The organism is Streptomyces sp. NPDC001634, assembly GCF_040298185.1.
GTDB lineage: Bacteria > Actinomycetota > Actinomycetes > Streptomycetales > Streptomycetaceae > Streptomyces.
Genome location: NZ_JBEOZU010000017.1, coordinates 80,488 through 93,320 on the forward strand (window position 1 = coordinate 80,488; position 12,833 = coordinate 93,320).

At 69.2% G+C, this 12,833-nt stretch carries 8 protein-coding genes; 5 read left to right on the top strand and 3 right to left on the bottom strand.

Features of this window, described 5'->3' with window-relative positions; genetic code table 11:
- Positions 1 to 51 precede the first annotated feature (51 nt).
- The gene (locus ABT186_RS13790) at positions 52 to 3,048 is read left to right on the top strand and encodes a bifunctional [glutamine synthetase] adenylyltransferase/[glutamine synthetase]-adenylyl-L-tyrosine phosphorylase (RefSeq protein WP_351925166.1); all 2,997 of its coding nucleotides are present in this window, start codon (positions 52 to 54) and stop codon (positions 3,046 to 3,048) included.
- Positions 3,049 to 3,050: 2 nt separating this feature from the next.
- Here ABT186_RS13790 and ABT186_RS13795 read toward each other — a convergent pair whose 3' ends face one another.
- Both ABT186_RS13795 and ABT186_RS13800 read right to left on the bottom strand, forming a co-directional pair.
- Positions 3,051 to 3,929 (bottom strand): phosphatase PAP2 family protein, encoded by an 879-nt coding sequence (locus ABT186_RS13795; protein ID WP_351925168.1) that lies wholly within the window; start codon positions 3,927 to 3,929, stop codon positions 3,051 to 3,053.
- A gap of 108 nt (positions 3,930 to 4,037) precedes the next feature.
- The gene (locus ABT186_RS13800; protein WP_351236178.1) at positions 4,038 to 5,072 is read right to left on the bottom strand and encodes a LacI family DNA-binding transcriptional regulator; all 1,035 of its coding nucleotides are present in this window, start codon (positions 5,070 to 5,072) and stop codon (positions 4,038 to 4,040) included.
- A 428-nt stretch (positions 5,073 to 5,500) separates the two neighbouring features.
- On the opposite strand from ABT186_RS13800, the gene ABT186_RS13805 reads away from it, so the two are divergent.
- The 4 genes from ABT186_RS13805 to ABT186_RS13820 all read left to right on the top strand — a co-directional run bounded on the left by ABT186_RS13805 (position 5,501) and on the right by ABT186_RS13820 (position 10,650).
- Positions 5,501 to 6,775, top strand: a complete 1,275-nt coding sequence (locus ABT186_RS13805) for an extracellular solute-binding protein (RefSeq protein WP_351236176.1) — start codon at positions 5,501 to 5,503, stop codon at positions 6,773 to 6,775.
- Positions 6,776 to 6,877: 102 nt separating this feature from the next.
- Positions 6,878 to 7,882 carry a carbohydrate ABC transporter permease gene (locus ABT186_RS13810; RefSeq protein WP_351236174.1) on the top strand — a complete coding sequence of 335 codons (1,005 nt, stop codon included), beginning with the start codon at positions 6,878 to 6,880 and terminating at the stop codon, positions 7,880 to 7,882.
- Between the two features lie 13 nt (positions 7,883 to 7,895).
- The gene (locus tag ABT186_RS13815) at positions 7,896 to 8,816 is read left to right on the top strand and encodes a sugar ABC transporter permease (RefSeq protein WP_351236172.1); all 921 of its coding nucleotides are present in this window, start codon (positions 7,896 to 7,898) and stop codon (positions 8,814 to 8,816) included.
- 169 nt (positions 8,817 to 8,985) lie between these two features.
- Positions 8,986 to 10,650, top strand: coding sequence for a glycoside hydrolase family 13 protein (locus ABT186_RS13820; protein WP_351925170.1), 1,665 nt, complete (start codon positions 8,986 to 8,988; stop codon positions 10,648 to 10,650).
- A gap of 71 nt (positions 10,651 to 10,721) precedes the next feature.
- Here the strand turns inward: ABT186_RS13820 and ABT186_RS13825 are convergent, their stop codons facing one another.
- Positions 10,722 to 12,791 carry a carbohydrate-binding module family 20 domain-containing protein gene (locus ABT186_RS13825; protein WP_351925172.1) on the bottom strand — a complete coding sequence of 690 codons (2,070 nt, stop codon included), beginning with the start codon at positions 12,789 to 12,791 and terminating at the stop codon, positions 10,722 to 10,724.
- Positions 12,792 to 12,833: the final 42 nt, after the last annotated feature.

Genomic DNA, 12,833 nt, shown 5'->3' on the forward strand with positions numbered 1-12,833 from the left:
CGACCTTGATCCGATGGCTTGTACGAGTGCGGGTTCGACGGGAGGCCGAGGATGACGGTGCCGGGGCGCAGGAGCAGCACCTTCACGCGACTGCTGCGGCACGGCTTCACCGACCCCTCGGCCGCCGAGCGGCTCCTGGAGAGCGTGGAACTGGCGCCGATAAGGGCCGATCCCGTTCTACTCGACGCGCTCGGCGCGACCGCCGACCCCGATCTGGCGCTGCGCGGCCTCGTCCGGCTCCTGGAGGCGCAGCCCGCCCACACCGCGCGGCGCGAGCTGCTCGACACGCTGATCTCGGCCAAGCCCCTGCGGGACCGGCTGCTCGGCGTCCTCGGCGCCTCCGCCGCGCTCGCCGACCACCTTGCCCGGCACCCCGGCGACTGGCACGCCCTGGTCACCTACGAGCCGCAGGACCTCCACCCCGGCGTGGCGGAGTTCGAACGGCAGCTCGCCGGGGCCACCGACCCCGTCCTGCTGCGCGTCGCCTACCGCCGCTGTCTGCTGTCGATCGCCGCGCGCGACGTGTGCGGCACGACCGATGTCGCCCAGACCGCCGCCGAGCTCGCCGACCTCGCCACCGCCACCCTGCGGGCCGCCCTCGGCATCGCCCGGGCCGCGGCCCCCGACGCCGCCGCGAGCTGCCGGCTCGCGGTGATCGGGATGGGCAAGTGCGGCGGCCATGAGCTGAACTACGTCTCCGACGTGGACGTCATCTTCGTCGGCGAGGCCGCGGGCGGCGCCGACGAGGGCAAGGCCCTGCAGGCCGCGACCCGGCTCGCCTCGCACATGATGCGGATCTGCTCCGAGACGACCGTCGAGGGCACCATCTGGCCTGTCGACGCCAATCTGCGCCCCGAAGGCAGAAACGGTCCGCTCGTCCGCACCCTGAGCAGCCACCTCGCCTACTACCAGCGCTGGGCCAAGACCTGGGAGTTCCAGGCCCTGCTCAAGGCGCGCCCGGTGGCCGGGGACCTCGACCTCGGCGAGGAGTACATCGCCACCCTCTCCCCCCTCGTCTGGCAGGCCGCCGAACGCGAGAACTTCGTCGCCGACGTGCAGAAGATGCGCCGCCGGGTCGTCGCGAACATCCCCGCCGCCGAGGTCGAGCGCGAACTGAAGCTCGGGCCCGGGGGCCTGAGGGACGTCGAGTTCGCCGTACAGCTTCTGCAACTGGTGCATGGGCGCTCCGACGCCTCGCTGCGCAGTGGCACCACGCTGGACGCGCTCAAGGCGCTCGCGGCCGGCGGCTACGTGGGGCGCGCCGACGCCGTCCAGCTCGACGACGCCTACCGCTTCCTGCGCTCCATGGAGCACCGCATCCAGCTCTACCGGCTGCGCCGCACCCACCTCGTCCCCGAGGACGACAACGACCTGCGCCGCCTCGGCCGCTCCCTCGGCCTGCGCACCGACCCCGTCGCCGAACTGCACCGCGAGTGGCGGCGGCACACCGGCGTCGTACGCCGGCTGCACGAGAAGCTCTTCTACCGGCCGCTGCTCGACGCCGTCGCCCAACTCGCACCCGGCGAGGCCCGGTTGAGCCCCGACGCGGCCCGGGAACGGCTCGTCGCACTCGGCTACGCGGACCCGGCCGCCGCCCTGCGCCACCTGGAGGCACTGGCGTCCGGCGTTACCCGCAAGGCCGCGATCCAGCGCACTCTGCTGCCCGTGCTTCTCGGCTGGTTCGCCGACTCCGCCGACCCCGACGCAGGCCTGCTCAACTTCCGCAAGGTGTCGGACGCGCTCGGCAAGACCCCGTGGTATCTGCGGCTGCTGCGGGACGAGGGCGCGGCCGCCGAGAACCTCGCCCGTGTCCTGTCCGCGGGCAAGCTCGCCCCCGACCTGCTGATGCGCGCACCCGAGGCCGTCGCTCTCCTGGGCGACGGGGACGGCGGCGGACTCGAACCCCGCACCGGCGCGCATCTGGAGCAGGAGGTCCTCGCCGCGGTCGGCCGCGCCGAGAACGCCGAACAGGCGGTCACGGTCGCGCGCGGCGTGCGCCGACGCGAGCTGTTCCGTACGGCCGCCACGGACATCGTCGGCTCGTACGGCACCGAGGAGACCCCGGCCCGGCCGGACCAGGGCGCCCTGGTGGACATGGTCGGCGGCGCGGTCTCGGACCTCACGGCCGCGACGCTGGCGGGCACGCTCCGCGCCGTCGTACGGGACCGCTGGGGCGACACGCTGCCCACCCGGTTCGCGGTCATCGGCATGGGCCGCTTCGGCGGGCACGAACTGGGCTACGGCTCCGACGCGGACGTGCTGTTCGTGCACGAGCCGCGGGAGGGCGTCGACGAACAGGAGGCGGCCGAGGCCGCGAACACCGTGGTCGCGGAGATGCGCCGGCTGCTCCAGCTCCCGAGCACCGATCCGCCGCTGCTGATCGACGCCGATCTGCGGCCGGAGGGCAAGTCGGGACCGCTCGTACGGACCCTTACGTCGTACGAGGCGTACTACCGGCGCTGGTCGCTGGTCTGGGAGTCGCAGGCGCTGCTGCGGGCCGAGCCCGTCGCGGGGGACGAGGACCTCGGCCGCCGATTCATCGAGCTGATCGATCCGCTGCGCTACCCGGCGGAGGGGCTGGGCGACGAGGCCGTCCGCGAGATCCGGCGCCTGAAGGCGCGTATGGAGTCGGAACGGCTGCCGAGGGGCGCCGACAAGACGCTCCACACGAAGCTGGGCCGCGGGGGACTGTCGGACGTGGAATGGACCGTCCAGCTCCTGCAACTGCAGCACGGCTGGGTGGAACCGGGCCTGCGCACCACCCGCACCCGCGCCGCCCTCGCCGCCGCGTGCGCCGCCGGACTGATCCCGGGCGAGGACGCGGCGATCCTGGACGAGGCCTGGGTACTCGCGACACGGGTGCGCAACGCGGTGATGCTGGTGCGGGGCCGGGCGGGCGACACGTTCCCGTCCCAGAGCCGGGAGCTCGCCGCAGTGGGGCGTTACCTCGGGTACGGGCCGGGCCATGTGGGCGACATGCTCGACGACTACCGGCGGACGACGCGCCGGGCCCGGGCGGTCGTGGAGGAACTCTTCTACGGAGCGTGATTCTACGGAGCGTGATCGATACGGGTGTGGCCGACCCGCAAGGTGACGGGAGCCACCCGGCGCGGCAGCGTGTACGGCAGGGCGCCGTACCACAGCCGTGCCATCGTGAACCCGAACGTCAGGCACACCATCCCGCCCACCGCGTCCAGCCAGAAGTGGTTCGCCGTGGCGACGATCACCACCAGGGTCGCCGCGGGGTACAGCAACCCGAGCATCCGCACCCACGGCACCCTCGCCAGCGCGAAGATCGTCAGGCCGCACCAGAGCGACCAGCCGATGTGCATCGACGGCATCGCCGCATACTGGTTCGACATGTGCTTCAGGTCGCCCGAGGCCATGGAACCCCAGGTCTGGTGCACCACCACCGTGTCGACGAAGTCCCCGCCGGTCATCAGGCGGGGTGGCGCCAACGGGAAGAAGTAGTAGCCGAGCAGCGCCACCGCCGTCGTGGAGAACAGGGCGAGCCGTGCCGCCGCATACCGGCCGGGATGGCTCCGGTACAGCCACACCAGGACACCCAGCGTCACCACGAAGTGCAGTGTCGCGTAGTAGTAGTTCATCCCCACGATCAGCCATGTCACGGAGTTCACGGCATGGTTGACCGAGTCCTCGGCGGCGATGCCCAGGTGGTTCTCCAGGCGCCACAGCCAGTCCGCGTTGCCCAGTGCCTCGGCCTTCTGCTCCGGTACCGCGTTGCGGATCAGTGAGTAGGTCCAGTAACTGACCGCGATGAGCAGGATTTCGAACCAGAAGCGTGGACGGCGCGGAGTCCGGATCCGGCGCAGGAGGCCCTGCCTCGCGCGGTCCTGCGCTTCGTCCGTGACGGGTTGTGGAGCGGCCTGTCCATGGCCCTCCAGCGTCGTCAGGGTCCTATCACCCATAAGCACAGAGTCTGCCAGAAAAGCCTTCCCCCACCGATCATCCCTTGGAAGGGTTGTGGCCGCATTTTCTCCACTTTCCGGACCCCTTCGAGGCCCGGAAACTACTGCCTAGGGACGACTCCGCTCCCCGGGCGCCGAAGCAGTCGACCCCCGCACCACCAGCTCCGGCATGAACACGAACTCACTGTGCGGCGCCGGCGTCCCGCCGATCTCCTCCAGCAACGTGCGCACCGCCGCCTGACCCATCGCCGGAACCGGCTTGCGGATCGTCGTCAGCGGCGGATCCGTGAACGCGATGAGCGGCGAGTCGTCGAAGCCCACCACGGAGATGTCCGTCGGGACCTCCAGACCCCGCTGGCGCGCCGCGCGTATCGCCCCGAGCGCCATCATGTCGCTCGCGCACACCACCGCCGTGCAGTCCCGGTCGATGAGCGCGGTCGCCGCCGCCTGGCCGCCCTCCAGCGTGTACAGCGAGTGCTGGATCAGCCGCTCCTCGATGTCGTCCGGAGTCAGGCCGAGCTGCTCCTGCATCGCGCGTACGAAACCCTCGATCTTCCGCTGCACCGGCACGAACCGCTTCGGCCCGAGGGCCAGACCTATGCGGGTGTGGCCCAGGGACACCAGATGCGTGACCGCCAGGGTCATCGCGGCGCGGTCGTCGGGGGAGATGAACGGCGCCTGCACCTTGGGCGAGAAACCGTCGACCAGGACGAAGGGCACGCCCTGGGCGCGCAGCTGCTCGTAGCGCTGCGTGTCCGCGGTGGTGTCCGCGTGCAGCCCGGAGACATAGATGATGCCCGCGACCCCCCGGTCCACCAGCATCTCCGTCAGCTCGTCCTCGGTGGAGCCACCGGGGGTCTGGGTGGCCAGGACCGGGGTGTAACCCTGCCGCGTCAGCGCCTGGCCGATGACCTGGGCGAGCGCCGGGAATATCGGGTTCTCCAGCTCCGGGGTGATCAGCCCGACCAGGCCCTCGCTGCGCTGGCGCAGCCGTACCGGACGCTCGTAGCCCAGCACGTCGAGGGCGGCCAGGACGGACTGGCGGGTGGTCGCGGCGACGCCCGGCTTCCCGTTCAGGACGCGGCTGACGGTCGCCTCGCTGACCCCCGCCTGAGCTGCGATGTCGGCAAGCCGTGTGGTCACGGCACTGGACTGTACCGGGCGAATCTCCCGTTGCCCACCAAAAGGACGCCGGGCCCGGGCGGTTGATCGGCCCGCTGCGGGTTGCTGCGACATCGCGCTCCCTCGTGATTCTGGTCGGCGTCCGGTCCGCAACGGGATGATTCCCGCGCGGGAGAGGTCTGGCAAGACCTTGCAGAGTCTTGCACAAGTGTCCGAGGTCCCGCCGAGCAGCCGCAAGTCCAGGTCTACGGGCCCTCACGGTGAGGTCACAGCGGGGTAACCATCGCCGGTTCTTGCACTTTTTTTCTGCAAGGTCTTTCGCGCCGGTTGCATCGCTGTTACGTTCACGGTCGCCCGGCGGCGGCAACGGCGCAGTCGGCAAGTCGGCGGAGGGACGTCGGACGGGACCGTTCCTCGCCCCCACGGGCTTTCACCCTCAAGGAGAACTCATGCGGCGTGGCATAGCGGCCACCGCGCTGGTGGCGTCCGTCGCCCTCGCGGCGACGGCCTGCGGCGGAAGTGGCAGCGACAGCGGCAAGTCGACCGGCCCGGTCACCATCACCTGGTGGGACACCTCCAACGCCACCAATGAGGCGCCGACGTACAAGGCGCTGGTCCAGCAGTTCGAGGCTGCCAACAAGGACATCAAGGTCAAGTACGTCAACGTCCCCTTCGACCAGGCGCAGAACAAGTTCGACACCGCCGCCGGCTCCAAGGGCGCCCCGGACGTGCTGCGCTCCGAGGTCGGCTGGACCCCCGCCTTCGCGAAGAAGGGCTACTTCCTGCCGCTGGACGGCACCGAGGCCCTCGCCGACCAGAGCAAGTTCCAGCCGAGCCTGATCAAGCAGGCCCAGTACGACGGCAAGACCTACGGCGCGCCGCTGGTCACCGACACGCTCGCGCTGGTCTACAACAAGGCCATCTTCAAGAAGGCCGGCATCACCGAGGCCCCCAAGACCTGGGACGAGCTGAAGGCCGACGCCGCCAAGATCGACGCCAAGGAGAAGGTGTACGGCTACTGGGGCTCCACCCAGTCCTACTACGCCCAGACCTTCCTCTACGGCGAGGGCACCGACACCGTCGACGCCACCGCCAAGAAGATCACCGTCGACTCCGCCGCCGCGAAGAAGGCCTACGGCACCTGGCTGAGCCTGTTCTCCGGACAGGGCCTGCACAAGGCCGACACCACCGCCGACGCCTACGCCCACATCCAGGACGCGTTCGTGAGCGGCAAGGTCGCCGCGATCCTCCAGGGCCCCTGGGAGATCACGAACTTCTACAAGGGTTCGGCCTTCACGGACAAGTCCAACCTGGGCATCGCCACCGTCCCGGCCGGCTCCAGCGGCAAGGCGGGCGCCCCGACCGGCGGCCACAACCTCGCCGTGTACGCGGGCTCGGACAAGGCCCACCAGGAGGCCGCGCTGAAGTTCGTCAACTTCATGACCTCGGCGAAGTCCCAGGAGACCATCGCCCTGAAGAACTCCACGCTGCCGACGCGCGACGACGCCTACACCGCCCAGGTGAAGGCCGACCCGGGCATCGCCGGCTACCAGAGTGTGCTCTCCGCCGCCCAGCCGCGCCCGGCGCTGCCCGAGTACAGCTCGCTGTGGGGCCCGCTCGACACCGAGCTGCCCAAGATCGCGGACGGCAAGGAGTCCCTGGACAAGGGTCTGAGCAACGCGGAGATCGCGATCGCCAAGCTGGTCCCCGACTTCAGCAAGTGAGCCCGTGTGGCCGTCGGATCCTCCGGTGACTGGGGGGAAGGATCCGGCGGCCACCGGCCTGTGCCCAGGCCCACCCCTTGAACTTCCAGAAGGTGTCGAACCATGACAGTCGCCATCGACCGTGCGACCGGCAAACCCCGCGGTGACCGCGCGCCGCGGCCCGGCCTGGGCCGGCGTCTGAAGCACGGCTACCAGAAGCACTGGTACGCGTACGCGATGATCGCGCCCGTGGTGATCGTGCTCGGCGTCCTTGTGCTCTACCCCCTGGTGTACGGCCTCTACCTGACCCTCACCGACGCCAACAGCCTCAACACCGCCCGGACGATCGGCGTCAACCACATCGACGCCACATACAAGTTCATCGGCCTCGACAACTACAAGGACATCCTGTTCGGGCCGTTGTCGTACGACCGCTTCTGGTCGCACTTCATCTGGACGGTCGTGTGGACGGCGGTCTGCGTCGCACTGCACTACGGCATCGGGCTGGGGCTCGCGCTGCTGCTCAACCAGAAGCTGCGCGGCCGTGTCGCCTACCGGCTGCTGCTCGTCCTGCCCTGGGCCGTGCCCACCTTCGTCACCGTCTACGGCTGGCGCATCATGCTCGCCGACTCAGGCGTGATCAACCAGATGCTCGACGCCCTGCACCTGCCCCAGCCGCAGTGGCTGGAGGACACCTTCTGGCAGCGCTTCGCCGCGATCATGGTCAACACCTGGTGCGGTGTCCCGTTCATGATGGTCTCGCTGCTCGGCGGACTGCAGTCCATCGACTCCACCCTGTACGAGGCCGCCGAGATGGACGGCGCGAACGCCTGGCAGCGCTTCCGGTACGTCACCCTGCCGGGCCTGCGGTCCGTCAGCGCCACCGTCGTACTCCTCGGCATCATCTGGACCTTCAACCAGTTCGCCATCATCTTCCTGCTGTTCGGCAACAGCGCCCCGGACGCCCAGATCCTGGTCACCTGGGCGTACTACCTCGGCTTCGGACAGCAGCCGCGCGACTACGCACAGTCGGCCGCGTACGGCATCCTGCTCCTCTCCGTCCTGATCGTCTTCACCTCCGTCTACCGCCGCTGGCTGAACCGCAATGAGCAGCAGCTCGCCGTCTGAGGCAGGAGTCCCCATGAGCACCACCACGCCCCCCGAGATCAAGGGCGACCGTCCGGTGACCCCGCAGGCCCTCGCCTCGCTGTCCCGCGGCCCCGCCCGCCGCCGTGGAGAGCGCGGCCCGGGCGCTTCCCTCGCCTCGCACGGCGTCCTGATCGTGGCGAGCCTCGTCGCGCTCTTCCCGATCGCCTGGCTGATCTTCCTGTCCTTCGGCCCGGACAAGGACGACTACCTGCACCCGGGGAAGATCCCCGGCAAGGCGAGCCTGTCCAACTACTCCTTCGTGCTCCAGCACACCGAGTTCTTCCACTGGCTGGGCAGCACGCTCATCGTCTCGCTGGGCACCACCTTCTGCGGCGTGGCCTTCGCCGCCACCACCGGCTACGCGGTCTCCCGTATGCGCTTCCCCGGCTACAAGAAGCTGATGTGGGTCCTGCTGGTCACGCAGATGTTCCCGATCGCCGTACTGATCGTGCCGATGTACCAGATCCTCTCGGAGCTGGGGCTCATCGACACCTACATCGGCCTGATCCTGGTCTACTGCTCGACCGTCGTGCCCTACAGCGCCTGGCTGCTCAAGGGCTACTTCGACACGATCCCCTTCGAGATCGACGAGGCGGGACGCGTCGACGGGCTGTCCCCGTTCGGCACCTTCCTGCGGCTCATCCTGCCCCTGGCCAAGCCCGGCCTGGCGGTCGCCGCCTTCTACAACCTGATCACCGCCTGGGGCGAGGTCGCCTTCGCCTCGACGTTCATGCTCGACGACCAGAAGTACACCTTCGCCGTGGGTCTGCAGAGCTTCATCAGCGAGCACGACGCCCAGCGCAACTACATGGCCGCCACCGCGGTGCTGATCGCGATACCCGTCGCCGCGTTCTTCTACCTCGTACAGAAGAACCTGGTGACCGGCCTCACGGCCGGCGGTACCAAGGGCTGACCCCCCTTGCCGAAGGTTCCCGCGCGCCTGACCGCGCGGGTGGCGGCCGCGGTGCCCTCCCCCAAGCTCTTCGAGCAGGGGGGACCCCCAGACCCCGCTGTCACCGCGGCCGCCTCGTCACCCGCCCGTACCCCACGCCTATGACCCGAACCCCGTTATCAAGGACGCCATGAGCCAGCACTCCGCCGACCCGGCCCCGAACACCGCCCTCACCACCGTCGCCCCCCACCGCGACTGGTGGCGCGACGCGGTGATCTACCAGGTCTATCCGCGCAGCTTCGCCGACAGCAACGGTGACGGCATGGGCGACCTGGAGGGCGTACGTTCACGACTTCCGTACCTGCGCGACCTCGGCGTGGACGCCGTATGGCTCAGCCCCTTCTACGCCTCGCCGCAGGCCGACGCCGGCTACGACGTCGCCGACTACCGTGCCGTCGACCCCATGTTCGGCAACCTCCTGGACGCCGACGCACTGATCCGCGACGCCCACGAACTGGGGCTGCGCATCATCGTCGACCTGGTCCCGAACCACTCCTCGGACCAGCACGAGTGGTTCAAGCGGGCGCTGGCCGAGGGACCGGGCTCGTCGCTGCGGGAGCGCTACCACTTCCGCCCGGGGAAGGGCGAGAACGGCGAACTCCCGCCGAACGACTGGGAGTCGATCTTCGGCGGCCCGGCCTGGACGAGGGTTCCGGACGGAGAGTGGTACCTGCACCTCTTCGCGCCGGAGCAGCCCGACTTCAACTGGAACCACCCCGCCGTCGGCGACGAGTTCCGCTCCATCCTCCGCTTCTGGCTCGACATGGGCGTCGACGGCTTCCGCATCGACGTCGCCCACGGCCTGGTGAAGGCAGAGGGCCTGCCCGATCTGGGCACCCACGACCAGCTCAAACTGCTGGGCAACGATGTCATGCCGTTCTTCGACCAGGACGGCGTGCACGAGATCTACCGCCAGTGGCGCACGATCCTGGACGAATACGCGGGTGACCGTATCTTCGTGGCCGAGGCATGGACCCCGACCGTCGAGCGCACCGCGAACTACGTCCGCCCGGACGAACTCCACCAGGCCTTCAACTTCCAGTACCTGAGCACTTCCTGGGAAGCGGCCGAGCTGCGCGCCGTCATCGACCGCACCCTCGACGCGATGCGTCCGGTCGGCGCCCCCGCCACCTGGGTCCTCTCGAACCACGACGTGACCCGCCACGCCACCCGCTTCGCCAACGAGGCCGGCCTCGGCACCCAGATCCGCCTGGCGGGCGACCGCGAGCTGGGCCTGCGGCGGGCGAGGGCGGCAACCCTCCTGATGCTCGCCCTGCCCGGCTCCGCCTACCTCTACCAGGGCGAGGAACTGGGCCTGCCCGACGTCGTGGACCTCCCGGACGAGGTCCGCCAGGACCCGGCGTACTTCCGGGGCGAGGGCCAGGACGGCTTCCGCGACGGCTGCCGGGTGCCGATCCCGTGGACCCGCACGGGATCGTCGTACGGCTTCGGTGAGGGCGGCAGCTGGCTGCCCCAGCCGGAGAACTGGGGCGAGCTGAGCGTCGAGGCGCAGACGGGCGTGCCGGGCTCGACGTTGGAGCTGTACCGGTCGGCACTGGCCGTCCGCCGCGAGCAGCCCGACCTGGGCGCGGGCGACTCGGTGGAGTGGCTGAAGGCACCCGAGGGCGTACTGGCCTTCCGCCGGGGCGAGTTCGTGTGCGTGGCGAACACCACCGGCGAGGCGGTCACGATCCCGGCGTACGGCCGCGTCCTCGTCACCAGCGGAGACCTGACCCTGACGACGGACGAGGCGAAGCTTCCGGCGGACACGACGGTGTGGTGGACGGCCGCCTGAGGGCATCTTGAGGAACAGGTACGGCCCGGCCCACCGCTCCCACGGTGGGCCGGGCCGCGTTCAGGGCCTGGCTACTTCCAGGTGTCGCTGGTCGTGTACCCGCTCGACGTGCCCGTTGTGTACGAGCGGTTCGTGCCCGATTCCCAGGTCACGTTCCCGGAGCTGTCCTTCTTGACGTACTTGTACTCGAAGGACGTGCTCTTGGGGACGATGGCGAGCTTGCTCCACGTCGGGTACGACGCCGACGACAGCGGGATCGCGTCGCCGGTGTTCCAGGAGCCGAGGGACGGGATGGAGCCGACGACATAGACGTTGGTGCCCGAGTTCGTCGTGGCGTTGACGTTGAAGGTCACGTCGGTCGCGTCGGCGTTCGCCACGTTCCAGGAGTTGTTGAGTGAGATCGCCGACGTCGTCGTGGATGCGGACCTGTTGGCGTTCGACTCCCAGGTGACGTTCCCCGAGCTGTCCTTTTTCAGAAATTTGTACTCGAACGACGTATTGATCGGTACGCTCACCGCCCCCGACCAGATCGGGTACCCGGACGACGACAGCTGGATCGCCTTCGACGTGTCCCAGGAGCCCAGGGCCGAGATCGAGCCGACGACGTAGACGTTCGTGCCGCTGGTCGTGGACGCGTATTCGTTGAACGTCGCGCTCACCGTGGACGTCGGACCGCCGCCGCCCGTGCCGCCGCAGCTGATCGGGCAGGTGTAGGACCCGTTGTAGAAGGCGATCGCGCTCTTCGCGGGGATCGTGATGCTCGCGCTGCCGCCGGAGACGGTGACCTTCGTCGCGCCGCCGTCGATCACGTTCGTGTACGTGCCGTCGGTCATGCCGGTCGTGAACGTGTACGTGGCGCTGCCGGCGCCGTTGTTCAGGGCGAAGAAGCCCTTGCCGGACCGGCCGAAGCCGATCACGCTGGACGACTTGGTCTGCCAGTCGGAGACGGCCGCCGTGTCCGTCGCGTTGTGCCAGGCCACCATGCCCACGACCGCCGTGTCGCGGTCCAGGCAGTACCAGCCGCCGGCGCAGTCCGTGTTCGTCACGAAGCCGGACGAGTTCGGCGGGGCCTGGTCGCTCTGCGTCCATTCCCAGCTGGCGTAGACCGTCGGCGTCGACCACTTGTAGGCGAGCTGGAAGAGGTTGGCGAGCTTGTAGGTGTCGCCGTCCTTGTAGCTCATGTGCAGGCCGTTGCGTTCGGTGTCGTGGTTCGTGACGAACGAGACCGAGTTGGCGGCCGGGAGGATGCCGCTGCTCTCCAAGGACGACAGGTCCGAGACGTTGCCCTGGAACGCCGACTTCAACTTGCTCGCGTACGTGAAGTCCAGGACGTCACCGGAGTTGTAGTAGTCGCTCGGCTGCGGGGTCGAGCCGGGATAGACCTCCTGGAAGATGTACGGGGCCGTCCCGGACGTGGTGTTGGTGAGCTTGGACTCGATCGCCGCCAGGTCCGTCTCGGGGATGTGCTTGGCCGCGTCCACGCGGAAGCCGTCGACGCCGAGGGCGAGCTGGCTGTTGAGGTAGTTCGCGATGCCTGCGCGGACCGTGTCCGAGCCGGTCTTGAGGTCGGGCAGGCCGAGGAGTTCGCAGTTCTGGACCTGGGTGAGGTTCGAGTAGTCCTGGATGGTCAGGTCGGAGGTGGGGCAGTCGGTCGAGTCGTGGTAGTCGGAGCGGCTCCAGTTCGGGGTGCTGTACTTGTTGGTGATCGTGGTGCCGTTGTAGCCGGTGCCGGTCTGGGCCGCCGTGTGGTTGATCACCGCGTCCGTGTAGACCTTCACCCCGGCCTGGTGACACGTGGTGATCATGTTCGCGAACTTCGCCGCCGTACCGAAGCGGCTGTTCAGGTTGTACGAGTACGGCTGGTAGACGTCCCACCAGTAGTAGTTGGTCTGCTTCAGCGACTCGGCGGGCGGGGCCACCTGGACGGCTCCGTAGCCCGCCGGGCCCAGCACGTTGGTGCACTCCGTGGCTATGGAGTCCCAGTTCCATTCCCACAGGTTGGCGATCACATCGCCCTTTGCGGTGGTGTCCGCCTGCGCGGGTGAGGCCGGCAGGGCTATCGCGCCCGCGAGCGCCAGGGCGCCGGCCGCCGCCGCGGTCCCGGCGCGGCGGAGGACACCCGGGGGTCGGTGTCGGATCATGTGCGGCTCCGAAAAAAAGGGGGTGGGGAGTTCGGGTTTCAA

Coding starts and splice junctions, on each gene's coding strand:
- ABT186_RS13815 (WP_351236172.1), top strand. CDS start 7,896: ATGAGCACCACCACGCCCCCCGAGATCAAGGGCGACCGTCCGGTGACC.
- ABT186_RS13805 (WP_351236176.1), top strand. CDS start 5,501: ATGCGGCGTGGCATAGCGGCCACCGCGCTGGTGGCGTCCGTCGCCCTC.
- ABT186_RS13810 (WP_351236174.1), top strand. CDS start 6,878: ATGACAGTCGCCATCGACCGTGCGACCGGCAAACCCCGCGGTGACCGC.
- ABT186_RS13820 (WP_351925170.1), top strand. CDS start 8,986: ATGAGCCAGCACTCCGCCGACCCGGCCCCGAACACCGCCCTCACCACC.
- ABT186_RS13790 (WP_351925166.1), top strand. CDS start 52: ATGACGGTGCCGGGGCGCAGGAGCAGCACCTTCACGCGACTGCTGCGG.
- ABT186_RS13825 (WP_351925172.1), bottom strand. CDS start 12,791: ATGATCCGACACCGACCCCCGGGTGTCCTCCGCCGCGCCGGGACCGCG.
- ABT186_RS13795 (WP_351925168.1), bottom strand. CDS start 3,929: ATGGGTGATAGGACCCTGACGACGCTGGAGGGCCATGGACAGGCCGCT.